Raw genomic sequence first — 24,310 nt, forward strand, 5'->3', positions numbered from 1 at the left:
GCCGGGTTCCTGAAAACGTGTTGGTCGCGGAGGGATCAGCCCAGCACGCTGCGCACGTAAGCTTCCAGATCTTTGTCCTGACAGTTGTCAAAGAAGCACTTCTGGAAACGCTCGCCGGTGACGGCGGTTTTTACCAGCTCCTGATCCAGCGCCTTGAGGCCTTCCAGTACATCTTTGCTCAGGGCAGCTTTAACACCACTGAGGATACCGGCGTTGCGCACCTGGGACTCTTTGCGTTCCGGCGGGTAACCCTGGCCGGTGACACCGGTAAAGGCCTTCTCGCAGATGTAGCGCACGTTCAGTTCGGCACCCCAGCCAAAACCTTTGGCAAAGGGCAGGGCCAGGGCGTTACCGTTGTTGATCTGGGCGAACAGGTAAGCGTCCGAGGGCTCGATGCAGTAACCGCACGCGACACCGGGGTGAGCGTTCAGGGACATCATGGCGCCCTGGCCGGTGCCGCAACCGGTCAGCACAAAATCCACCGCTTTACTGTTGAGCAGCAGGCTCGACATGATGCCCAGGTGAATGTAGGTCAGGTGGTGGTCATTGTCGCCGTCCATACCGACGTTGGCCACGTCATGGCCCAGCTCTTTGGCCACGGCTTGCAGCTGTTCCCAGATGATGGGGTTCTTGCCTGCCTGGCTGAATTCGTTCATTAATGCAATTTTCATAATCTCAGTCTCTCGTTTGCGTGGCTGGCCGAGCCAGCTGGGGGAAATTTGATAAACGCAACCATTGTAACACAGTCTGACTCCCCAGACTCAAGGCGCCAGAGTGCTCCCCAGACAGTGACTAACCGGCGTCGCGCGCCAACACTTTGGACAGGGTCGGCATCGTGGCCAAAGCGCGATCCAGGGCCTGCTGAATCCGGCGGTGCAAATCCGCCAACTGCCCGTCGGGCAGGGCATCCAGCAGCCGATCATAGCGCGCGGGCTGCACACCCAACCCGGTCAACAGGATAATCCAGGCCTCCTGAGGCACAGCCTCTTCGTCCTCCGGCCAGAGCCGGCCCTGAGTTTCAAACAACGACAAACGGAAACGTAAGGACGCGGGCCAGGCGTCCCGCTGTTCGAGCGTAACCCCGGTCTCGGCCAGTCGATGCGCCAGATGGAAGTCGCGGATGGCCGCCAGCATAGCCCCGGCCCGGCGGTTGTACTCCCCCTGCAGCGCATTGCTCAAGCGTTTATCCGGGTATAACTCAAGCCACAGGAGCAGGGCTTTACAGGCCCAGTGCAGCTCGGACAGCACCAGCGGCGTCGCACTCCCGGCGGCATCGCCCAACGCCAGGCAGTTGCCCCGCCAAAAGACCTCGCGCCGCCCTGGGCGCAGCGCACGCAGGGCCTCGTCAGCCTGCCCGTACGCGCGACACCAGCCCACCCAGTCGGTTTGGGCGGTGCCCAGGGCATCAATGCGCTCACAGCTGCGCAACCCGGCCCGACGCTCCCAGCCAAAGTCCGTTTGACACAAGCGCGCCCGGGGCTGCGGCTGCGCCTCGGGCGGCAAGCTCAACTGGCTCTGCACGGTCCAGGGCAACCAGTGCTCCCAATCCTCAAATCCGACGTCGAGCGCCTCGCCCAACAGGCGCGACTCAGCCCCGGTAGCGTCAATGTAAAAATCCGCCACCAGGCGCTCACCGTTACCCAGGCGCACAGCGGCAATCCGCTCATCGACACCCCGTTCAACATCGTCGAGGGAGGCCTTGCAAACCCTCAACCCCAGGCGTTCACCGTAATCCGCAAGGGTGTCACATAAACGGCTGTGATCCAGGTGCAAACCGTAGCGCAGGGTCGACTTGATGGAACGCGGGTCGTCCACCGGAAAATCAAACTGACCCCGGCGCGCCGCCTGGGTGGCCAGAAAATGCTCGCTGTAACGCTGGGCGATCGCCCCCGGGTGGCATTTGAAAAAACCCTGCTCAAAGCTGGCGGGCGCCGGGTCAATGCCGTGGCGACCAAAAGGCAGAAAAAACCCCTCGCGTCCAAGCGGCTGATACTCAAACCCGAGGCCATAGAGGCCATCGCAGGCCTTGAGCAATGCAGGCTCGGGCAATCCCCAGATACCGATCAATTCGTGCAGGGCCGGCTGCGAAATTTCCACCTGCTGCTGATCGCCCGGCGCGGCCGGTGTCACCACCAGGGTCACCTCAACGCCGCTGGGCTTGAGCGCCCGCGCCAGGGTGAAGGCGGCCGCGTGTGCCACGGCACCCGCCCCCACCACCGCAATATGCTTCAGGGCAGTATCAGCGACCATAACGCCCTCCGTACAGGCTCAATTCCGCCGGGGCCGGTGAGCCGGTGACCCCGCGCACCACCGCCTCGGCATGAGGCGGCAGGGATTCGGCACAGCGTTTGAGTGTGTCCGCCATGCCCTGGAGGTGGGCGGCCACCTTATGCGGCGGATGCCCGGCCACCCGTGGGTCGCAGCCGTCGGGGGTTACCCCCTGACCAAGATACACCGCGAGCCAGCTCGGCAGGCCGAAGAGCCCGTGCTCGTAATGTTCGACGGCAGCGGCTTCCTTGAACAGCGCGAGCTTGCGCGCCAACTCGTCGGGAATCGTCATCTCTCGGCACTGCTGCCAGAAGGCTTCCGGACGCCGGTTGGCGTGGTAGTGCAGAATCAGAAAGTCCCTTACGCGGCCGTATTCCAGCGCCATCCAGCGGTTGAAGGCGTCCTGCCCCGGGCCCTCGCAACGCGCGTTCGGGAAGTAGGTGACCAGTTTCAGAATCGCCATCTGAATCAGGTAGATACTGGTGGACTCCAGTGGCTCCAGGAAGCCGCTCGACAGACCCACGGCAACGCAGTTTTTGTCCCAACTGCGCGCGCGATAACCGGGCTCAAAGCGGATAAAGTTGGGCTCGGTAATGGCCGGCTTGCCGATGGCGATGCGCAGTTGCTCGCAGGCCTGCTCATCGCTCAGGTGATCACTGCTGTAGACATGACCATTGCCGGTGCGGTGCTGCAGGGGAATACGCCAGATCCAGCCCGCCCCGGAAGCCGTGACCCGGGTATAGGGGGGCGGCTCGGCCATCGCCGGGCTCCCCAGCGCCACGGCCCGGTTGCACGGCAACCAGTGGCGCCAACTCTGATAGCCCACGCCCAAGGTATCCCCGATCAACAGGGCTCGAAAACCCGAGCAGTCCACAAACAACTGACCCTCGACCGCCTGCCCGCTCTCCAGGTGAAGCCGCCGGATATGGCCGCTATCCGGGTCCTGCTCCACCTGCGCGACCCGACCCTCGATACGCTCAACGCCCCGCGCCTCGGCATAGTCGCGCAAGAAGCGCGCGTAACGCCCGGCATCCAGATGGAAGGCGTAGCCGTAACCAGTGGGGAACTCAGGCCGGGGAGGACCAAAGCGCCCCGAACGCGCAGCCCAGCTCGCCAGCGAAAAGTCATCCAACGTCAGGTCAGGGCGATGCTTGCGCGCCCGTAAAAAATAATGGTGAAAATCGATACCGTTGAGGTCGTCCCCAAAACCACTGAAGGGGTGCAGGTAACGGCTGCCGGCGTCGCCCCAGCCATTGAATTCGATCGCCAGCTTGTAAGTGGCGCCGGTGGCCTGAACAAAAGCGTTTTCGTCGATACCCAAGAGGGTGTTGAACTGGCGCAAATGGGGAATGGTCGCCTCACCCACGCCCACGGTACCGATCTGTTCGGACTCCACCAGACGAATTTTGATATCCGGCGGCAGCAGGCGGCTCAGCGCTGCGGCGGTCATCCAGCCGGCGGTGCCACCCCCGAGAATCACCAGGCGTTCAATTGCTGCTGTCATGGTTGTCGCCGTCGCTATAGTGTCGTTTTGACTATTTATTAGATTCTGGCATTATTATATGAGCATTCATTCAACACAATCAGGCAATTCGCCCGCACAGTGACCGACCTCAATCCAAGCCCAGCGCTCACCCTCTACGCCTCCCTGCTGTAGCGCCAAGGGATTGATAAACAAGTACTAATTCCCGCGTCTGAGACCTACCGCACCGACGCCGAAGTCAACAGCTGCTATGCTTCATGGACGACCAATAGTCTACAACGAGGATTCGCCATGACTGCATTGAGCCTGACTGTTCGCCGCCTGCTGTTTATCGCCTGCGCCTTTATGCTGATCGCTGCCGCCCTGCCCAGCGCTCAGGCCGACATCGTCGGCACCCAGGATCTGGTCATGGAGCACAGTGGCGAACGCCAACAACTGTTGAATGATCTGAATCGCGATGATATCCGCGCCGAGCTGGAACGCTTTGGCGTGAACCCGGACCAGGCCCAGGAGCGCGTCGCGGCCATGACCGATACCGAGGTGATGGAGTTGAGCGCGGGTCTGGACCAGTTCGCCGCCGGCGGCAGCGTTGTCACCGTGCTGCTGATACTGATTCTTGTCATTCTGCTGACCTGATGCTCACCCGGGTCGTGGCCCTGCTTGGGGCCACGCTACTGGCTGGCTGTGCCAACGCCCCGTTGCAGTACCCGGATCTGGACGATGCGTACAGCGCATCGCCCGCGACCGAGCTGAGCGCCACTGCCTTTTTCCCTCAGACCGATTACCAGTGCGGCCCTTCCGCACTGGCCACTCTGTTGCACACCAGCGGCCTGCGTGAGGCCGACCCGGACGCCCTGTCAGAACAGGTGTATCTGCCGGGCCGCCAGGGCAGCCTGCAAACCGAGCTGCTCGCGGCCAGCCGACGGGCCGAGCGTGTGCCCTATGTCCTGGAACCTGAACTCGCGGACCTGTTGACGGAAATCCAGGCCGGCAACCCGGTACTGGTACTGCAGAACCTGCAATTGCCGCGCTGGCCCCAATGGCATTACGCGGTGGTCATCGGCTTTGATCTGGAGGCCGGCGAAGTCATCCTGCGCTCGGGGGAAGAGTACCGGCAGGTAATGTCCCTGCGTCGCTTTGAGCGCACCTGGCAGCTCGGGGATTACTGGGCTCTGGTGATCACCGCCCCGGACGCCGTGCCTGCCACCGCCCGCCCCCAGCGCTACCTGCAAGCAGCCCTGGCACTGGAACAACAGGGCCGCGTAGAACCGGCGCGCAAGGCTTACCACGCCGCGGCGAACCACTGGCTGGACAGCCCGCTGGGGCCCATGGCACTGGGCAACCTGGCCTATCAGGAAGACGACTACAGCGAGGCCGAACGCCAGTTTGGCGCGGCCATCGAACGGGCCCCTGAGGCGCCCGCAGGCCACTATAATCTGGCCTGGGCCCTGGCGCGCCAAGGGCAACGTGAGGCGGCGCTCGCCGCCGCGAACCGGGCTCAACAGCTGGCGCCGGCGCACAGCCGCTACGCCGCGGCGGTAACCACGCTGTCGGAAGCCCTGGACTAGTCCTTGGGAACCCGAACCTCAGTGTGACCGATCCCGGCAGGGTCTTCGTCCGGCATCAGGTAACGCAGATCTCTGAAGATCACCCGCCAGTAATCATCCTGCTCAATGACCTCCCAGTACAGAAAACGCGACCAATGCATAAAGCCGCGCACGCTGGGGTCCGCCATGGCCCGCGCCACCACCGGGCTGGGTGACTCCCGGGGAATCGTGCGACGCTCACCATCGGCACTGATCACCTGATAGTAATCGTCATGAACCACCACCAATCGGTGCGCACTGGGCACGCCGGGGGTCGGGTTGGCCTGCACGGCAATGGCTTCACCGTCTTGCGCCAGCCAGGTACTTTCAGCCAGACGCGCAAGCCCGTAGGCCGCACACACATACATGACCAGAGCGGCAAAACTGAGCTGCGCCACCCGCTGCCCGGCGGCTGGCGAAGGCCGCCACCAGCGCAGTGCGACGATCGCCGCAACACCAGCCACCCACAGCAACTTGACACCGAGCGGAGGCATACTACTGGTCAAAATCAGCGCGCTCGCGAGCCCACCCAGCAGCACCCAAGCGGCAATTTCAGGGCGAGAAGCCGAGCGCGCAAGCACCACGCCTGTGGCAGCCAGCAGCCACACCCAGGGGTCGATAATGAACAGGGTATCGCCGTAGAACCAGGTGTCGTCGAAGGGCATCAACAGGCGGATGCCGTAGGTATTGAGCCAGTCGAGCAGCGGGTGCGACCAGACCGCAATAAAACTGATGGTCACCAACCAGGGCAGGTGCAACGGCGGTCCGTCGGATCTCAGTCGCCCGCGCCAACGGTGCCATAACAGCACGGCAGCCACCAGCAGCACCGGCAAGACAACCATCGCCAGAATCCCGTGACTCCAGCCCCGGCGCACGTACAGCGAGGTGTCCTCTCCCCACAGCATGGCCAGGGCATCGATATCGGGCAGGTTGACCCCGATCAACAGGGTCGGCGTCGCGTACCGGGTGAGTTTTTTCAGACCGGACTCCGCAAGCGCGGCCCCGACCAGGGTGTGGGCGACTGGATCCATAGGGCTTATTCCGGGTTGCGCAAACGCTGTTTGGCTTCAATCCACTGAGACATGTATTGGGTGCTTTTATGGTGGTGGTGATTGAGCAGGGCACCGGTAAAGTTACGCTGCCGGTGCTCGCGCAGATGCGTGCGCACGGCACACAGGCGCTCGATCAAGGCGGTGCGGTGTACGCCCGCATCAAAGCGCTCGCGCAACAACGGCAAACAACGCGCCCGGGCGGTTTGCCACCGGGCCGCGTCCGTGTAGAGCGCCGCGGCGGCCTCGGCAAAGTCCGCGGCAGTATTGGCCAGTGCACCGGGCCAGGACTGGCTGCCAGCCATGCCCTCGGCGCCGATGGCGGTCGTCACGCTCGGCGTCTGAGTGCGCAAGGCATCAAGCAGCTTGCCTTTGAGGCCTGCGCCAAAACGCAGCGGCGCCAGACACACCCGGGCGCGCCCCATGACTGCCTCGACGCTGACCGCCCGCCCGCACACATGGAACCCCTGCCCGGGGTTGTGCAACTGGGTCGCCTTGGGAGCCACATAGGCGCCGTAAATATGCAACTGGGCCCCGGGCACGCGGGCGCGCAAAGCGGGCCACAGGTCCGACTTCAACCAACGCACCGCGTCCCAATTGGGGCCATGGCGAAAATTGCCGATGGTGACAAAATGCTCCCGCTCAGCGAAGCCCGGGCTGGTTGATAACGCCTCAGGTTCCACCATAAACGGTATATAGTGCAGCAACGAAGCCGGCACGCCAAACGTCTCTTGCAGCAGCGCCATTTCCGCCTCGGAAATCATCAGGCTCATATCGCTGCGGTAGATCGCGGCGACCTCCCGCAGAGCGATATCATCGTTGGCCATGGCTCCGTACAACGCCTCGGCATCAGCGTTAACCGGCTCGTCACCGGACTGCTGCTTGAGCAAGCGCTCGCGTGCGTAGCGCAAACTGTGCAGATCCTCTGTGTCCAGTACCCGCATTGCGTCCGGGCAGGTCCTGGCCACCCGCCAACCAAACTGCTCTTCACTCAGATAGCGATCGAACAGCACCAGGTCCGGCTGCCACTCCGCCAGCTGGGTATTGAAGCTGCTGCAATTGAGCGCAATCGGTAACTCGTTGATCCCTTGAGCCGTCAAATCGGCAGAGTGTTCAGTGCGCTCAGCAGCGCAGGCAAACGTGACCCGCCAACCCTGCGCGCGAAAACTGTGCAACAGTTGCAACAACCGACTGCCGGCTGCCGACGAAGTCGGCTCGGGCCACACCTGACCAATACACACTACACGCATAGGACGTCCTACAGCCGCCAGGCAAAGGTCAGGGAGCCGAACCGCTGCCGAGCCGTAGCGCGCCGGTCCATGGTGTTACCGTCGGACAGGGACAGAGTTGCACTGAAGGCATCCCAGGAATAGGAAAAACCCGCACTGAACTGATACTGCCAATGCTCAAGGTCCGCCGAGGCGCTGCTGCGCAGATAATTACCCTCCACCAGGATCTGGTTGTGCACGTATTCGCTACTCACCCCCAGGTAAACATTCCAGCCGCCGTTAATCGCCATGGGGTTGCTGATACGGCCAGTCATCTGGGCGGCGGTGGGGAAGCTGTCCTGCAGACCGGCGCCAAAGCGTAAAATAAAGCCGCCACCGGCGGCACTTTCAAAGTTACCGGCACTGACACCGGCCATCGCAAGCAGATCGAATGAGGGCTCCCGGGGCGAGCTGGCCAGGCGCCAGATGCGGCCGCGCTCAATATTAAATACCGGCTCGTTGCGCAACTGATAGTCCCAACCCTGCGGGTCGGTCGAGCCGGTTATTTTGTGAATAAACGCCTGGGTGTGCTCAGCCCCTGACGCCGGACCAATGATGCCCACGTTCAGACCCAGAATATCGGCGTAGTCGTCGTACACGGCAAAGTAAGCCGAGCGCAAAAACAGCAGTCCGGCGTAGGGCGCATCATTGACCTCGGGGGTTGTCGCACTGATGTTCTGCGGCGTCGACATCACCTGTCCGAGTGCGTGGGCGTTCACTTCAAAACGCACATTGTCGCGCGCCGGCAACAACAGCGGTGACCAGCCGCGCAGCAATGGCGGCCGTTTGAACTCTGGCGTATCGTCAAGCGCCGAGAGCCGATACCAGGCGACAAAGGCTCCGTTGGTATAGCCGCCGCCGTCCTTACCCACAAACAGATCGTTGTGCCAGATCACGGACAGCCAATCAACGGCCAGCGCGGTCGGCGCCCAAAGCAAAAGGGCGGATAGAACGGCCGCGCGGTGCCTAGTCGTCCGTTTCGGCATCGCGGGCAGCCTGAATGTAGATTTTGTAGTGCTCGCGGTAGTCTTCCAGATTGTCTCTCAACAGCTGGCGGTAATTGTCGGTCAGGTAGTTCAGCGATGGCTCCATCTCGACAATATACTCTTTGCGGTCGATCGACGACGCCGCCACCACAAAGGCGTTAAAGCGCGCGGCGGCTTGCAGCAGGGCGGCGCTCACCGCCGAGGGTTCCTGCGCTTCACAGGCCTGATTGGCCTGTTCGATAAACGCGTCGACCTGATTCCAGAATACTTTGTCGCTCTCGTCAGTCATTGGGGTTCCCCAGCATTGATTCGTCTTCATCCAGGCGGCGCCAGCCCTGCCAGCGCTCGCCCACTCGATAACCCAACCAGTATAACGTCGGCACCAGTATCAAAGTGACCAGGGTGGCAAAAATCACCCCGTAGGCCAGTGAAATCACCATCGGAATCAGAAAGCGCGCCTGAACGCTCTGCTCAAACATGATCGGCATCAAACCGATAAAGGTGGTGAGCGAGGTAAGCACAATCGCCCGAAACCGGTCGCGCCCGGCCTGGGTCACCGCCTCAAACACCGCCATACCCTGACGACGCAAGCTGTTGATCCGATCCACCAGCACCAGGTTGTCGTTGACCACAACCCCGGCGCAGGCGATAAAACCGAGCATGGACAACATACTGACCTCCCGGCCCATAATCAGATGGCCGATCACCGCCCCCATAAAACCGAAAGGCACGGCGGTGAGGATCAGCAGCGGCTGCCAGTAGGAGCGGAAGTTGACCGCCATCAGACCGTAAATCACCAGCAGCGCGATCAGAAAATCGCGCCCCATATTGGCCATAAAGTCTGCCTGGTCGCGCATATTGCCCGCCGGCTCCAGGGTCAGGCCGGGGAAGTCCCGGCGCAGCTCCTGCAGGTTGCGCTCGATCATAGCCTCGACAATGGCATTGGCATCACCACCCTCATCGGTACTCGCAGAGATGGCGATATTGCGCTTGCGGTCGCGCCGGTCGATGACGGTAAAGCCGGGCACAAAATTGATCTCCGCCACTTCCAGCAGCGGAATTTCAGTGCCGTCGGGCGCGCGCACGCGCATATGATCCAGCTGGCCCAGCTCGCGCCGCTCTTCCGGCGGGTAACGCACCATCACGCGCACATCTTCGATGCCCCGGGGAATTCGCTGCGCCTCTTCGCCATAAAAGGCCTGACGCACCTGGCTGGCCACCTGGGCCAGGCTGATGCCGAGGTACTCGGCGTGGGGCTTGAGACTGATGTCGATCTCCTGACGCTCGGCCTGCAGGCTGCTGCGCACGTCGTACACATCCGGGTACTCTCGCAACGCCGCCATGACCCGTTCGGCGGCGCGCTCCTGCTCCGCCAGGTCGTTGTCGGCGATGCTCAGGTTCAGGTTGATGTCATCCCCTGGCGCGTTGATGGTGAACTGCAAGCGGTACTCTTGGGCCTCGGGAATATCACCGATCAATTCGCGCCAGCGGCGACTGACTTCAAACCCGGAAATCTCCCGCGCTTCGGCATCCTTCAGACTGATACCCACGTGTACATTCACGCCCCAGGCCCGGGTCTGGATACCCTCAATAAAGTTACCGCCGTCGTAACCACTCAGTTGTTCGTCGTCCTGAAGTTTCAGCGCCGCACCTTCGACCCGGCGCATGATGCGCTCGGTTTCCCGGAAGGGCGTACCTTCAGGCAGACGCACATTGGCGCTGATGTAGTCCGAGGGCACCATGGGCATAAAGCTTGTCAGCAGCCAACCGCCGGTGAACAGAAGCACAGCCAATGTAAAAGCGATGGCAAAACCGGTGACGGTGGCGACCTTGAACTTCAAGAACCGCTCCAGACCCGGGCGGTAAATCCGGTCGCCAAACCAGGTGAGGCCACCGGACACTTGAGCACGTACCCAGGTGAGCCACTGTAAGGGTCGGTAGCGGCTGGGGCGTTCCGGCTTCATATGCGACAAGTGCGAGGGCAGAATGCAAAAGCATTCCACCAGAGAAAAAATCAGACACAGAATCACCACCACGGGGATGGCTTCGGCAATGGTGCCCATGGCGCCGGGAATGGAGAGCATGGGCACAAAAAAGATGATGGTACTGAGCACCGCGAAGAACACCGGCACACTCACCAACTTGGCGCCGCTGGCCGCGCTGGCCGAACCCTTCAAGCCGTGCTGCTGGCGGGTATAAATACTCTCCCCGACGATGATCGCATCGTCCACCACAATCCCCAGCACCAATAAAAAGGCAAACAGGGAAATCATGTTTACGCTTATCCCGGTGTAGGGCAGCAGCCACACCGCGCCGGCAAAGGCGGTCGCGATACCCACGCACACCCAGAGTGCCAGGAGCGGACGCAAGAACAACATGAGTACGATAAACACCAGAATCAGACCGTTGACGGCGTTGCCCAACAACAGGTTGAGCCGACCTTCGTACAGGCGCGACATATCCCACCAGACATCCAGCTCGATGCCCTGGGCGAGAACGTTCTGCATGTCGCGCACATAGGACTTGACCGTCTCCGCCGACGCGACGATATCCGGATTCTCCGTGATATTGAGATTGATGAAGACCGCCCGACGGCCGTTGAACTGGGCGTGGGTTTCCCAGTCTTCAAAGCCGTCGGTCACGCGCGCCACATCGCGCAGCAGCAAGCGGCTGCCATCGGAACGGGTGAGCACCGGAATGCGCCCGAAGTCCTCGGCGCTGTCGGCCTGGGCCCGGGTCTGAATCTGAATATCGCCCTCGCGCGCGCGGATCGAACCGGCGGGCATGTTGAGCGAGTATTGGCGAATGGCCTGAGCGATGTCATCAAAACTGAGCTGGTAGCGACGCAGATCCACCTCGGCCACTTCGATCGCCATTTCATAGGGGCGGGTGCCGTCGATGCTGGCGTGGTCAACACCCTCCAACAGCGTCAGTTCGTTGCGCATGCGGTGCGCGGTTTCCTTGAGTGCGGCCTCGGATACTTCGCCGTGCAACACCAGGGTCATCAACTGACTGCGGCCCACCAACTGGCGCGTCACCGGCCGTTCGACATTGCCGGGGAAGGTGTTGATGGCATCCACGCGGGTTTTGATATCGTTGAGCAGGCGCTGGGGATCGTAGCCCTCCAGCACTTCCGCGCGCACCGTGGCCGAGCCCTGGCGCGACTGGGAGGTCAGCTCGTAGATGCCGTCGAGATCGGCAATGGCCTCCTCAATGCGGATGGCGATCTGCTCTTCCACCTCCGAGGGCCCGGCGCCCGGGTAGGCCATGGACACTTCGATATAATTTCTGGCCACCGCCGGAAACACTTCTTTGTCGAGCTTGCCGATACTGCTCCAGGCACCAATAAAAATCAGTATCATCAACAGATTGGCGGCGACTTTGTTCTCGACAAACCATTGGATCAGGCGGTTCATGACTCGGTCTCACCCTCGTCGTTTTCACTGCTGTCCTCGGGCAGGGTGACCTCCATACCCGGGCTGACATAGCCCTGGCGGTCACTGATGATTTTCTCGCCCTCTGCCAGATCGCCGCGCACCCAGATACGGGCATCATCCCGATGAATCACCTGCACGGTTTTTTCCTGCACGGTGCGCCCGTCCAGAGTGTAGACCCTGTTCCGGCGGAACACCGCGCTCACCGGCAGCGCCACCAGGCCGTCGAGGGCGCGCCCGGCAATCTCCGCTTCCACAAAGGTACCCACCAACAGCGGCAGAGGATGGACGTCGGTATCAAAAGGTGACTCGACTTCCGCAATGGCGTGCAAAAGGCGGGATTGGGTATCGACACTGGCGCGGGTGCGGGTAATGCGCCCTTGCCACTCACCCGGGTCGCCCGCCACCCGGGCGCGCAAGGTCACCACCGGCAGCGCCTCCCGCGCCAGGCGCTGCCCGATCAAGGGCAAGTCCACCAGAGCCGCCTGAGTGTCAGTGAGCGGCAGTGCCACTTCCACCACCGCCGCATCAAAGACCGTGGCAATGGGCGTGCCCGGTGTCACATACTGGCCCAGCTCCACATGGGTCTCCATCACCCGGGCATCAAAGGGCAGGCGCACCCGGGTGCGCGCCAGCTCCAGCTCAGCCTGGGCCAGATCCGCCCGCGCCGCCGCCAGTGCGCCTTCTGCGGCTGCGATCTGAGGGCGACGCAGGAACAGGGCATTGGCGTCCTCGCTGCCCAGATCGCGCCATTCGCGCTCGGCCTGGCGGGCCAGGCCGCGCTCGCTCGCGAGCAGACTCTCGGTCTCGGCCACCCGGGCGCGAGCGCGAATCAGGGCATGCTCGTAGTCCTGTTCTTCCAGCGCCACCAGCCACTCGCCCTGCGCGATATAACCGCCACTGACAAAGGCCGGCGCCACCTGCTCGACTCGGCCCGCGACCTGGCTTACCAGCTCAATCTGGCGGCGGGGCCGTACCGTGCCTTGGGTCTGCACCGGCAGGCTCAGGCGTTGGGGCTCGGCCGTCACAACCTCCACCACGGGCTTGGGCGGCTCCGGCTCCGGGAAGGGTTGAGGACGGGGCTTGAAAACCATCAAAAGGGTAATCGCGAGCGCGCCCACCGCCAGCACTATCAGTACCGGAGGCAGTCGCAGCAGGCGGCGGGCAGAGACATTCACAGCGAACTCCTTAGGGGATGTCCTGGGTACACATGAAGCCGTTTTCAGGGCCCGACAGTGTAACCTGTCAGGGCCGCGTTGGCATGTACCAAACCGTTACCGTTCGCTCTGCTCGGACCGCGCCCGATGTTGCTCCCGCAGCAGCCTCGCTTTTTCCCGCTCGTATTCCTGCTGACTGATAGCACCTTTGTCGAAGGCCACCTGAAGATCGGTCAGCTCCTGGCCCAGGGTGGGCAGATTGACGTGCTCGTGGGAGCCACCGTGGAAAAAGCAGCCGCCCATGGCCAGAGATGACGCCAACAGTGATGCCAGAATGATTTTGTTATTCATCGGTAAAGCTCCATTTACAAGTTGTGAGTGGGTTGGATTAAATTTCATAGCGGTAGTTGCGCAGCCAAATGCTCGCGGCCAACAATAAGGCACTGATGAGCCAGCCGATCCAGAGCGCCGGTTCTGCCAGCATCTGAAGCGCCTGAATGCCGATCTGGTCAGGAAAGGGAATCACCTTGCCCAGGGACGCCAGCGCCCACTTGGCCTGGTCGCCCAAGGCACTACCGATGTGACGACTCCCCAGGGCCCAGAACTCCAGAACCACCAGCGCCAAAGGAATGCCCAGTGCCATCAGGAATGGCACCTTCTTCGCTAGCGCCGAGCAGAACATCAGCCAGCAGAAGATCGGCAAGGCCCAGAGCGACATCATCAGCCAGCCCGCAACCAGACTCGCGATGCTGCCCAGGAACGAGCTCAGGATATGACCCAAGCCCGGCAGTGGTAGATTCAGAAACACACCGGTGTAAACAGAGATCAACACCAGATAAAAAATCCCCGTAGCGAGCGCCGCCGCCCCAAAGAAAATGGGGGCACCCAAGACCCCGGCGGCCAGCTTGGTAAGCACATTCCGTCGCTCGGTCACCGGCAGGGATTTCCAGAAGAAGACACTCTGGTCGCGGCGGTCACTGTAGAGCGAGCCCAGGAAGTAGACTGACAGGATCGGTAACAGTACCAGCGCGAACACGATATGAATCATGCCCAAAGCGGCACCCAGAAGTTGCGGGTGAGAAGAGTAGAGTTCGCCACTTTTCAGTTTATGAAGGTCGGCGGCATCAATTTCGTAGGATCTGTCATCGGAAAGTTGCAGACGAAGTCCGTTACCACTGGATTCGACCTCGGTATTGGAAACGTCCGGCTGCGGGAAATTGTCGCCCAGCTTAAACTGAACCGTCACCTGCCCCACGATCAGCAGCAGCATCAGCAGGCCCGCCAAAATAATCGGCGTGCGGATAAAACTGGCCCGGCACTCCCACAGTTCGCGCTTCAGTTGCATGATGGTTTTGTTCATCTCAAGCCACTCCCTCTAATCCGCTCGATGCGGGCGCACCGGGTCTGTGCGGCGCTTCCATTTTGGCGACGAAGAGATCCGCCAGACTGGGGGTTTTCGTCTCCCCTAACGGCGCCAGGCGGGCGCGCTCCACCTGCTCGAAAATCATCGCCTTTCCGCCCAGCGCACTGCGGCTATAAATCGGCCCCAGGGCCTGGGCCTGATCCACCCGATCCGCACTCACGTGCAACTCGGTGTACAGCGAATCCAGATCATCCATGGCGACGTTCAGGCAGAGCTTGCCGTTTTTGATAAAGATGACATCGGTAAGCAGATTTTCGATTTCCTCCACTTGGTGCGTGGTTATCAACAGGGTTTTATCCGCATCGAAGTAGTCGTCGAGTAAACTGCTGTAGAACTGTTTGCGGTACAGGATATCCAGCCCCAGGGTAGGCTCATCCAGCACCAGCAGTTTGCTGTCGATCGCCATGATCAGTGCCAGGTGCAACTGGGTCAGCATACCTTTGGACAGCTCGCGCACCCGACTTTGGCGTTTGATACCCGTGCGCGCCAGAAAGGCCTCGGCGCGCTCGCGTTCAAAACGCGGATGCACACCGGTCATGTAGTCGAGGGCTTCGCTGACCTTGAGCCAGCGCGGCAGAATGGCCGTGTCGGCGATGAAGGACACCTGCTCAAGCAGCCGGCTGCGCTCAGTGCGGGGATTCATACCCAGCACCGACAGCTCACCCGCCACCGGTGCCAAGCCGAGAATGCTCTTCAACAGGGTGGTTTTGCCCGCGCCATTGGGGCCGATCAGACCCATGATCCGACCGGGCGCCAGGTCCAGATCGACCCCGTCCAGGGCTTTTGTTTTACCGTAGGTCTTGGTCAGACCTCGGGCTTTTATGACGGCTTCCATCAGGGGTTCTCCTTCAGCATGTGGCTGATCTTCTCGATCAGCTCGTCCTCGTTGATACCCAACTGCCGGGCACGTGCCAGCAGCTGGGGCAATTCCTGAGTCAAAAACTTGTTGCGCTCGCTGGCGGCCACCTGTTCCCGCGCCCCCGGCAACACGAACATGCCGAGACCCCGGCGCTTTTCCACCAGACCCTGATCCACCAGTTCCTGATAGGCCTTGGCGACGGTCAGGTGATTGATCTGGTAATCGCTCGCCACCTGGCGCACGGAGGGAATGGCTTCGCCCTCTTTGATCGCGCCTTTCAGAATCAGGCCCAGTATCCGCTCATGCAGCTGGCGGTAGATGGGCTGATCGTCTCTCCAGGGTTCCAGCATCGTTGACCTGCGCTAGTGGGTAATGAGTATTGCACCGCTCTGGTGATATACATAACTATATCACCATATCCGTGACTGGCAAGTCTTTTTTTGTGGCGCCGAATCCCACCTCCGAGCCTGCGCCATAAATTGCCCGTAAAAACAAGACTGGATCGGCGGGCGCTTTTGCGCATAATGAGCGGCTTGAAATGAATCAACTGTTAACGAGCCAGAAGCCATGAACACTATCGCCCAGCGTATCGCCGAAGAACTGAACGTCCGCGAGCAGCAGGTCAGCGCCGCCGTGGCCCTGTTGGACGAAGGCGCCACCGTGCCCTTTATCTCCCGCTACCGTAAAGAGGTCACCGGGGGGTTGGACGATACCCAGATGCGCGGCCTGGAAGAGCGCCTGCGCTATCTGCGCGAACTGGAAGATCGGCGCGCCACCATCCTCAAAAGCATTGCCGAGCAGGACAAGCTGACGCCCGAACTGGAGCAGGACATTCTCCAGGCTGACACCAAAAACCGCCTGGAAGATCTCTACCTGCCCTACAAGCCCAAGCGCCGCACCAAAGGTCAGATCGCCATTGAAGCCGGTCTGGAGCCGCTGGCCGACGCCCTGCTGGCCGATCGCACCCTGGACCCGGAAGCCGAGGCCGCCAACTACCTCAACCCCGAACACAAGATCGACGACATTAAAGCGGCCCTGGATGGCGCCAAATACATTTTGATGGAGCGCTTCGCCGAAGACGCCAACCTGGTGGGCAGACTGCGCGACTTCCTGTACCGGGAAGCGACCCTGAGCGCGCGGGTCGCGCCCGGCAAGGAAGCTGACAATGCCCAGGACGTGCAGAAATTCCGCGACTACTTCGAACACGATGAACCGCTCAAGGGCGTGCCCTCGCACCGGGCCCTGGCCATGTTCCGCGGCCGCAACGAAGGGGTGTTGACCCTGGCCCTGACCATGGGCGACGACGAACCGGGCAAGTCCCACCCCTGTGAAGCCATGGTGTCCGACCACTGGGAGATTCGCGACCAGGGCCGGGCGGCAGACAAGTGGCTGGGCGAAGTGGTGCGCTGGACCTGGCGGGTCAAACTGCTCACTCATCTGGAAACCGACCTGCTGGGCAGCCTGCGCGAACGCGCCGAAGACGGCGCCATTCAGGTTTTCGCCAGCAATATGAAAGACCTGTTGCTGGCCGCCCCGGCGGGCCAGAAAGCCACCATCGGCCTGGATCCGGGTCTGCGCACCGGGGTCAAAGTCGCGGTCGTGGATGCCACCGGCAAGGTCCTGGACCACGGCGCCATCTTTCCCACCGCGCCCCAGTTCAAGATTGCCCAGGCAGAAGCGGTGATTGTCGAGCTGTGCAAAAAACACAAGGTCGGCCTGATTGCCATCGGCAACGGTACCGCCTCCCGGGAAACAGAGAAGTTCGTCAAAGACGTCCTGAAAAAGCACAGCGACCTGCAAGCCACAGCGGTGATGGTCAACGAGGCGGGCGCCTCGGTGTACTCCGCGTCTGAATTTGCGGCGCGGGAATTCCCGGACCTGGACGTCACCATCCGCGGCGCCATCTCCATCGCCCGACGCCTGCAGGACCCGCTCGCCGAACTGGTGAAAATCGACCCCAAATCCATCGGTGTGGGCCAGTACCAGCACGACGTCTCCCAAACCCAGCTGGCGCGCTCGCTGGACGCGGTGGTGGAAGACTGTGTGAACGCCGTGGGCGTGGAGCTGAACACCGCCTCCGCGCCACTGCTGGCCCGGGTGTCGGGCCTGAACCAGACCCTCGCCAACAATATCGTGGAATTCCGCGATGCCAATGGCACCTTCAAGTCACGCAAGGACCTGAAAAAAGTCCCGCGCCTGGGGGACAAAACCTTTGAGCAGGCGGCGGGCTTCCTGCGCGTCGCCGGCGGCGACAACCCGCTCGACGCTTCGGCGGTGCATCCGGAATCCTACCCGGTGGTGGAAAAAATCGCCCAGGTCAACGGCCGCGAAGTGCGCAGTCTGATCGGCGACTCGGCGTTTTTGCGCGGCCTTAAAGCGGCCGACTACACCGACGACACCTTCGGCCTGCCCACAGTCACCGATATCATCAAGGAACTGGACAAACCCGGCCGCGACCCGCGCCCGGAATTCAAAACCGCCCAGTTCCAGGAAGGTGTGGACACCATCAAGGACCTGGAGCCGGGCATGATCCTGGAAGGCACTGTCACCAACGTCACCAACTTCGGTGCCTTTGTCGACGTGGGCGTACACCAGGACGGCCTGGTGCACATCTCCGCCCTGTCCAACACCTTTGTCAAAGACCCGCGCGAAGTAGTCAAAGCCGGCGACATCGTCAAAGTGAAAGTGATGGAAGTGGACGTCCCGCGCAACCGCATCGGCATGTCCATGCGCCTGGACGACGAGCCCGGCGAAAAAACCGACGGCAGCGCCCCCCGCAGCAACCGCGGTAAAGGCGGCGGTAACAACAGCCCGCGTGGTGGCCAGCGGCAGAAGCAGCCATCGCCGCAGCCCAGCCTGGGGAGTATGGGTGCGTTGTTGCAGCAGGCCATGAAGAAGAAGTAAGTGGTTCGATGTTGAAGAAGCCCGCCTTGTGCGGGCTTTTTTGTGAATGTTTCCGGCAATTTCGCCAGGGTTTTTCTGACAGTCAGAACAAAGGAAATTGTAAAAGGCCAAGTCTGTATGAGAGAGGAACTTAGAACAAAAATTATCGACGTATGCACCAAGAAAATACTGGCGAAGGGTGAAAGCGTCGGCGTTTCCTTTTATGCGTTCTTTGCCAACAAAAATGACGACCCGGAGCTGTTAATGGAAGCGGCTACCTGGTGGATTCAAACCCATAAGCTGGATCATTTTGAGAAGGCGGTGAAGATCAAGACCATGGTTGAGAGGCGACTCTGATTGGCTGGGTGCCTCAGGTGTCGGATTACGCCCTTCGGGCTAATCCGACCTACGTGGGCTGGGTGCGTGGGTGTGGTTGGGGGCTGCATTGTCGGATTACGCTGCGCTAATCCGACCTACGTGGGCTTAGTGCGTGGGTGTAGTTTGGGGGGCTGCATTGTCGGATTACGCTGTGCTAATCCGACCTACGCGAGCCTGGGCGCCTTGAGGTGGTTTGGGTGGCATATTGTCGGATTACGCCCTTCGGGCTAATCCGACCTACTTGAACAATGGCTCTCTGTTTCCTGTAGGTCGGATTAGCCCGAAGGGCGTAATCCGACACCTGAGGCACCCAAACCTAAACAATACATCTGTCAGGGTTCAATACTGCCACCCCCACCGGGATAAGAGGCTGCTGAAACTTTTTCGGGCGTCGCGCCAAGGCGGGTTGTGGTCTCTGGGGAAGGCGTCGCGGAGTTGGGCCTGGAAGAGTTCGGCGGTGGCGATGGCGTCGCTCAGGGCGTGATGGGCGCGCCAGTTGGGCAGGTGGTAACGCTCGCGGCAGGCACGCAGGTTGAGTGCTTTGGCGGTGGGCATCTGTTCACTGCGGCGGCCGAGTTGGCGGCGGGTAAAGTACTGGGTGTCCAGGCGCTGCGGGCGCCATTTTTTGCCGAAGTAATGACGGTGGCGGTGGTCGAGAAAGCGAATGTCCAGTTCGCCGCCGTGCGTAATCAGCACGCGATCTTGCAGCTGCTGCAAAAGGTTTTGCAGAATCTCGTCGGGCTCGCCGCCGCCCACTTTCAGGTCATGATCCCGCAGATGGTGGATGGTGGCGCTGTCGCTGACACGCGCGTCGGTTTGCAGCAACCAGTGCTGGGCCTGCCCCAGGGGAATGCCCTCGACGGTGAGGGGAACGGCGCCAATACTCAGGATGTGATCGCGCCTGGGATCGAGACCGGTCATTTCCAGGTCGATGGCAAGCAGTGCCTGGTCGAACAGTCGCGGCGTTTCACTCACGGTGCATTCACCCCTGATAACCGCCGGCAAAATGTTGCAAGGCCGCGCTTTGAGCGTCCTTGATGGTGCTGAACGCCGCTTTGAGGCGCTGCTTTTCATTCGGGCTCAGGTCTTTGGGCGAGAGCCAGTGGCCGGTGTAGTCGCCGCTGTTGCTGCGCTGCTGGCGCAACCGGGTGAGCAGCAACCAGGCGTAGCGCAGATCGCGCGCAAGCTTGTCCGACAGGGAGCCGTGCTCAGCAGCGGCCACCAATCGGTCGAGAGTGTTCTGTGCGTCGCTGCCCACCGCCAGGGCGTGGATGCGGGCGAGATCGTTGACCAGCGCCAGGCCTTCATGTTTGATATCGAGCTGGTTTTTGTGTTCGCCTGAATGGGTCAGCAAGACGCTGCGAAAAAAACCGATGGGCGGCGAGTGACGCAAGGCGCCCTGGGTGAGCATGGCGATAAAACGGCTGTCCGGTTTGATGCCGCGCATACGCGCGCGCAGCCCCTCCTGTAAGCGGTCCGGCCCGGCCACCAGACGCCAGTCAAAAAAGATACTGCAGTACATCAATGCTTTGTGGGTCGGGCTTTCGATCCACTGATCAAACTGTCTGTTCCAGCCCTCCATGCTCAGGCGCCACTGGGTATTACTCGCCATGACATCGCCCGGGCAGTGGCGCAGGCCGCAACGATCGAGCCCATCGCACACCCATTGCGCCAGCTGCTCGAAGTAATGCGCTTCGTCCTTATCCGGCTCCCGGCTCAGAATAAGACCATTGTCCTGATCGGATTCCAGGGTCATTTCCCGGCGTGCCTGGGAGCCAAAGGCGAGCCAGCCGTAGGCCATGGGTGGCGCGCCCAGACGCTGCTCACCCAGCTGCAGCAAGCGCCGGGTGAGGCCGTCGATGACCGTGGTATACAGCTGGCCCAGCAGCGGTAAGGCACTGTCCTGCTGACGCAAGCGGTCGAGCCATTGGCGACAACCGGCCATCTGCCGGGCCAGGCCCTTCAGGCTCTCTTCCCGGCTCAGGCGTTGAACAAAGAACAGCGGCGAATCTTCCTGGGAGCGCATCAGGTCGGTGACCGTAAGCATGCCTACCAGACGTCCCTTCGCCAATACCGGCAAGTGGTGCAATTGTTTTTCGCTCATCAGCCACTGGGCGTCGAGCAGGGTGGCACCGGGATGGGTAGCTGTGGGTTCCGGGGTCATGATTTTTGCGAGCGGTGTATCGCCCCCAAGGCCTTCGGCCAGCACGCGCGAGCGCAAATCCCGGTCGGTCACGATGCCGTGCAGGTTGCCCTCCTCCGCAATCAGCAGGCTCGAGACCCGGGCCTCGCGCATCAGCACCGCACCCTCCTGCACACTCTGCGTGGGCGTGGCGCAGGTCAGTTCCCGCGACATCCAGTGCCCGACTTTCTGCATCAGGGGATGGCTGGTGGGCGGCTCGAGCGCGCTCATGCTCTGGCGCTGATCCGCTAGTTTACGGAAAAAACCCGCCAGCTCCCGGTGGTTGCGCATCAACTTGTCGAACGCGACTTTGGGCAGGCGATAGAGCAGACAATCTTCCAGCGTGTGAACCGTGAGCCCCTGGGTGTTCTGCTCCAGCGCGCTGCTGATGCCAAACACATCGCCTTCGTGCAGCCGGTCCACCAGCCCGCCCTGGCGGTTGCGCAGCTCGATGGCGCCGGAGCGGATGATGTTGAGGTAGTCAGCGGTGCTCAGTGGCTGATCTTGCTGGTGGGGCTGGTAGTGAATCAGTAGCTGCTCGCACAGCTCCAGCAGCACCGGCTCTTCCAACTGATCGAAAGGCGGACGGTGCAGAAGAAATTGCAGACTGTCGGCGAGATCGTCGGCGCTGGGCATGACTGCCTTCACCCCCTCGGTGATGTTTGACTACACAACAGGCGCCGCCACTCACTGCTGGCGGGCAACCTCTGCAACTCTTCCCGTGACGGCCGGCCCTGCTCGCTCAGGGGCACCCGCTCGCCAGTGGTGCAATTGAGCAGGTAGCCCTGATAATGCATGCGCTCGATGGCATCGCGTTCAAAGTGGTAGGCGACGAAACGCACCACCTTGTCGCCCTCGATGCGGGTGCTGGCGATACTCCCGGTATCGACCACGGTAAAAGCGGTGGTCATGGGGAAGATGTGGGTCCAGGGCCGCCAGAAGGCCGGCGCAGCGCTGGACTCGACCAGCTGTGCCTCGGTGGGCAGCTGCGCCAGGCGGAACTCGGCCCAAGTGTACTCGTAGTACACCTGGTACCCGAGGATGCCCAGGCCTGCGGCGGCCGGGACCAGCCACCTGGGCAGGCGCCCGCGACTGAGCTTGCGCAGCAGCAGTGCTACGCCGGCGCTGCCCAGGCCGGCAAAGGCCGCTGCTATCAAGTGCCACAACATCGCCGAACTCCGTTAGTGGTCGACCGCCTGACCCGCCCCTTTGGGGTAGCGCACGCTTTCCACCAGTTCCTGGATCTCCACCGGTGGCGGCTTGGTGACCGAAGACACGGCAAAGGCGACGGCAAAGTTGATCAAGGCACCGACGGCCCCGAAGGACAGGGGCGAAATACCGAACAGCCAGTTCTCCGGGATATTGGCAAGCAGGTTGGTGCCCGGGATAAAGAAAAAGCCCAGAAAGGTGAAGATATAAAACAGCGTGCTCAACAGGCCCGCCAGCATCCCCGAGACCGCACCGTACTTATTCATACGGGTGGAGAAGATGCCCATCATCAACACCGGGAAGATGGAGGCCGCGGCAATACCGAAGGCGAGCGCCACCACCTGGGCGGCGAAGCCCGGCGGATTAAGCCCCAGATAGGTTGCCAATAGAATCGCCCCCGCCATGGATATCCGCGCTGCGAGCATCTCGCCCTTCTCACTGATATCCGGCTTCAGGGTTTTCTTGATCAGGTCGTGACTGATCGCCGAAGAAATCGCCAGCAACAGCCCCGCTGCCGTCGACAGCGCGGCGGCAATGCCCCCGGCGGCAATCAGGCCAATCACCCAGGGCGGCAGGTTGGCAATCTCCGGGTTCGCCAGGACCAGGATGTCGCTGTTCACTGTCAACTCGTTACCCTCCCAACCACGTTCGGCGGCGGTGGGAGCAAATTCTGGCGAATCGTTGTACAGCTGGATACGACCGTCTTCGTTCTTGTCTTCATAGCGGATCAAGCCCGTGTCTTCCCAAGTGCGAATCCATTCCGGCCGATCCTCGTAGGCCAACGCCGGTTCAGTGGGCCCCTCCGGGTAAATGGTGGTATACAGGTTGAGCCGCGCCATAGAAGCCACCGCCGGTGCCGTAAGGTAAAGCATGGCGATAAACACCAACGCCCAACCGGCGGACCAGCGCGCATCGGCCACTTTGGGTACCGTGAAGAAGCGGATGATCACATGCGGCAGGCCAGCGGTACCGATCATCAGGGACAGGGTAAAGAGCACCATGTTGAGCTTATTGTCGACATCGGCCGTGTAGTCCTGAAAGCCCAGCTCGCGCACTACCTGGTCGAGGGTCTGGAGCAGAGGCAGTCCGGATTCGACGTGAGTGCTGAACAGCCCCAGCGGCGGAATCGGGTTGCCGGTCAACTGCAGGGAGATGAATACAGCGGGAATGGTGTAGGCAACGATCAGCACCACATACTGAGCCACCTGGGTATAGGTGATGCCTTTCATGCCGCCAAAGACCGCGTAGAGGAACACCACGGCTGCCGCAATCCAGATGCCAGCCGTGTTGCTGATTTCCAGAAAGCGGGAGAAGGCGACACCGGCACCGGTCATCTGCCCGATGACGTAGGTGACCGAAGCGGTAATCAGGCAGATTACGGCGACCAGCCGGGCTTCACTGCTGTAAAAGCGGTCGCCAACGAAATCCGGCACAGTAAACTTGCCGAACTTGCGCAGGTAGGGTGCCAACAGCATCGCCAACAGCACAAAGCCCCCGGTCCACCCCATCAGATAAGTGGAGCTGGCGTACCCTCCGGCGGCGATCAGGCCCGCCATGGAAATAAACGAGGCGGCAGACATCCAGTCAGCGGCAGTGGCCATGCCGTTGGTAACCGGGTGTACGCCGCCCCCGGCGACGTAGAATTCTTTGGTGGACCCGGCGCGGGCCCAGATGGCAATACCGATATACAGGGCGAAGGAGGCGCCCACAAACAGAAGGTTAATCGCGAACTGACTCATGGGCGCTATTACTCATCCAGGCCGAATTTTTTATCCAGGCGGTTCATGCGCCAGGCGTAAAAGAAGATCAAGGCAATAAAGCTCAGGATCGAGCCCTGCTGGGCAAACCAGAAGCCCAGGTCAGTGCCCCCGATAGGAATACTGCTTAAAAGCGGGCGCAGCAGAATGGCAAAGCCGAAAGACACCAGTGCCCAGACAAACAGGCAACCGAAAATCAGCCGGACATTCGCTTTCCAGTAAAGGGCAGCTTGGGATTTCTCATCAGTCATGGAGTTATTCTCCCTGGTTATTGTGCTTGTGGTTCAGGTCTACGCCCAAGTCTAACCCAGGGTGGGCGATTCGTCCTCCCCGCAAAAGCAAAAGTTCATGCGGATACCCCCAATGACGCGACATTTCCTCACTGCCA

22 protein-coding genes are annotated in these 24,310 nt (G+C 61.3%); 4 read left to right on the forward strand and 18 right to left on the reverse strand.

The window, feature by feature from the left end:
• Positions 1–35: 35 nt before the first annotated feature.
• The 3 genes from DKW72_RS06525 to DKW72_RS06535 all read right to left on the reverse strand — a co-directional run bounded on the left by DKW72_RS06525 (position 36) and on the right by DKW72_RS06535 (position 3,772).
• Positions 36–671: an RpiB/LacA/LacB family sugar-phosphate isomerase gene (locus tag DKW72_RS06525; RefSeq protein ID WP_111641528.1), complete on the reverse strand. Its 636-nt coding sequence runs from the start codon at positions 669–671 to the stop codon at positions 36–38.
• A 121-nt stretch (positions 672–792) separates the two neighbouring features.
• Positions 793–2,250 (reverse strand): tryptophan 7-halogenase, encoded by a 1,458-nt coding sequence (locus tag DKW72_RS06530; protein WP_111641529.1) that lies wholly within the window; start codon positions 2,248–2,250, stop codon positions 793–795.
• The gene (locus tag DKW72_RS06535; protein ID WP_111641530.1) at positions 2,240–3,772 is read right to left on the reverse strand and encodes a tryptophan halogenase family protein; all 1,533 of its coding nucleotides are present in this window, start codon (positions 3,770–3,772) and stop codon (positions 2,240–2,242) included. The genes DKW72_RS06530 and DKW72_RS06535 overlap by 11 nt, the downstream gene beginning before the upstream one ends.
• 270 nt (positions 3,773–4,042) lie before the next feature.
• Between DKW72_RS06535 and DKW72_RS06540 the strand changes: the two genes are divergently transcribed.
• A complete protein-coding gene (locus DKW72_RS06540; protein WP_111641531.1) occupies positions 4,043–4,387 on the forward strand; it encodes a PA2779 family protein in 345 nt (114 codons plus the stop codon).
• On the forward strand, positions 4,387–5,319 hold the full coding sequence (locus DKW72_RS06545; RefSeq protein ID WP_111641532.1) for a PA2778 family cysteine peptidase: 933 nt from the start codon (positions 4,387–4,389) through the stop codon (positions 5,317–5,319). Before DKW72_RS06540 ends, DKW72_RS06545 begins: the two co-directional genes overlap by 1 nt.
• On the opposite strand, the gene DKW72_RS06550 is transcribed toward DKW72_RS06545, so the two are convergent.
• The 10 genes from DKW72_RS06550 to DKW72_RS06595 form a co-directional block, all read right to left on the reverse strand.
• Positions 5,316–6,368 (reverse strand): metal-dependent hydrolase, encoded by a 1,053-nt coding sequence (locus tag DKW72_RS06550; protein WP_111641533.1) that lies wholly within the window; start codon positions 6,366–6,368, stop codon positions 5,316–5,318. The two genes, DKW72_RS06545 and DKW72_RS06550, sit on opposite strands and share 4 nt — an antisense overlap.
• 5 nt (positions 6,369–6,373) lie before the next feature.
• On the reverse strand, positions 6,374–7,636 hold the full coding sequence (locus tag DKW72_RS06555) for a glycosyltransferase (RefSeq protein ID WP_111641534.1): 1,263 nt from the start codon (positions 7,634–7,636) through the stop codon (positions 6,374–6,376).
• Between the two features lie 8 nt (positions 7,637–7,644).
• Positions 7,645–8,640, reverse strand: a complete 996-nt coding sequence (locus DKW72_RS06560; RefSeq protein ID WP_111641535.1) for a lipid A deacylase LpxR family protein — start codon at positions 8,638–8,640, stop codon at positions 7,645–7,647.
• On the reverse strand, positions 8,621–8,929 hold the full coding sequence (locus DKW72_RS06565; RefSeq protein ID WP_111641536.1) for a DUF3144 domain-containing protein: 309 nt from the start codon (positions 8,927–8,929) through the stop codon (positions 8,621–8,623). The genes DKW72_RS06560 and DKW72_RS06565 overlap by 20 nt, the downstream gene beginning before the upstream one ends.
• Entirely contained in the window at positions 8,922–12,056 is a 3,135-nt protein-coding gene (locus DKW72_RS06570; RefSeq protein WP_111641537.1) for an efflux RND transporter permease subunit, read from the reverse strand. Before DKW72_RS06570 ends, DKW72_RS06565 begins: the two co-directional genes overlap by 8 nt.
• Positions 12,053–13,252: an efflux RND transporter periplasmic adaptor subunit gene (locus tag DKW72_RS06575; RefSeq protein ID WP_111641538.1), complete on the reverse strand. Its 1,200-nt coding sequence runs from the start codon at positions 13,250–13,252 to the stop codon at positions 12,053–12,055. Before DKW72_RS06575 ends, DKW72_RS06570 begins: the two co-directional genes overlap by 4 nt.
• A gap of 96 nt (positions 13,253–13,348) precedes the next feature.
• Entirely contained in the window at positions 13,349–13,582 is a 234-nt protein-coding gene (locus DKW72_RS06580) for an SHOCT domain-containing protein (RefSeq protein WP_157960414.1), read from the reverse strand.
• A gap of 37 nt (positions 13,583–13,619) precedes the next feature.
• Positions 13,620–14,591 (reverse strand): hypothetical protein, encoded by a 972-nt coding sequence (locus DKW72_RS06585; protein ID WP_111641540.1) that lies wholly within the window; start codon positions 14,589–14,591, stop codon positions 13,620–13,622.
• Position 14,592: 1 nt separating this feature from the next.
• Positions 14,593–15,489 (reverse strand): ABC transporter ATP-binding protein, encoded by an 897-nt coding sequence (locus tag DKW72_RS06590; protein WP_111641541.1) that lies wholly within the window; start codon positions 15,487–15,489, stop codon positions 14,593–14,595.
• Entirely contained in the window at positions 15,489–15,863 is a 375-nt protein-coding gene (locus DKW72_RS06595; RefSeq protein WP_111641542.1) for a GntR family transcriptional regulator, read from the reverse strand. The genes DKW72_RS06590 and DKW72_RS06595 overlap by 1 nt, the downstream gene beginning before the upstream one ends.
• Before the next feature lie 217 nt (positions 15,864–16,080).
• Between DKW72_RS06595 and DKW72_RS06600 the strand changes: the two genes are divergently transcribed.
• Positions 16,081–18,417 (forward strand): Tex family protein, encoded by a 2,337-nt coding sequence (locus tag DKW72_RS06600; RefSeq protein WP_111641543.1) that lies wholly within the window; start codon positions 16,081–16,083, stop codon positions 18,415–18,417.
• Positions 18,418–18,534: 117 nt separating this feature from the next.
• A complete protein-coding gene (locus DKW72_RS06605) occupies positions 18,535–18,753 on the forward strand; it encodes a DUF6500 family protein (protein WP_111641544.1) in 219 nt (72 codons plus the stop codon).
• Between the two features lie 360 nt (positions 18,754–19,113).
• On the opposite strand, the gene DKW72_RS06610 is transcribed toward DKW72_RS06605, so the two are convergent.
• The 5 genes from DKW72_RS06610 to DKW72_RS06630 are packed head-to-tail and all read right to left on the reverse strand — an operon-like array spanning position 19,114 to position 24,173.
• Entirely contained in the window at positions 19,114–19,749 is a 636-nt protein-coding gene (locus tag DKW72_RS06610; protein WP_157960415.1) for a 3'-5' exonuclease, read from the reverse strand.
• Positions 19,750–19,756: 7 nt separating this feature from the next.
• Complete coding sequence (locus DKW72_RS06615; protein ID WP_111641546.1) at positions 19,757–21,592, reverse strand: DUF294 nucleotidyltransferase-like domain-containing protein; 1,836 nt, start codon at positions 21,590–21,592, stop codon at positions 19,757–19,759.
• An 8-nt stretch (positions 21,593–21,600) separates the two neighbouring features.
• Positions 21,601–22,125: a hypothetical protein gene (locus tag DKW72_RS06620; protein WP_111641547.1), complete on the reverse strand. Its 525-nt coding sequence runs from the start codon at positions 22,123–22,125 to the stop codon at positions 21,601–21,603.
• Positions 22,126–22,137: 12 nt separating this feature from the next.
• The gene (locus tag DKW72_RS06625; RefSeq protein ID WP_111641548.1) at positions 22,138–23,904 is read right to left on the reverse strand and encodes a sodium:solute symporter family protein; all 1,767 of its coding nucleotides are present in this window, start codon (positions 23,902–23,904) and stop codon (positions 22,138–22,140) included.
• Between the two features lie 8 nt (positions 23,905–23,912).
• Positions 23,913–24,173, reverse strand: coding sequence for a DUF4212 domain-containing protein (locus tag DKW72_RS06630; RefSeq protein WP_111641549.1), 261 nt, complete (start codon positions 24,171–24,173; stop codon positions 23,913–23,915).
• Positions 24,174–24,310 lie beyond the last annotated feature (137 nt).

The organism is Marinimicrobium alkaliphilum (assembly GCF_003259155.1).
Classification (GTDB): Bacteria; Pseudomonadota; Gammaproteobacteria; order Pseudomonadales; family Cellvibrionaceae; genus Marinimicrobium_A; species Marinimicrobium_A alkaliphilum.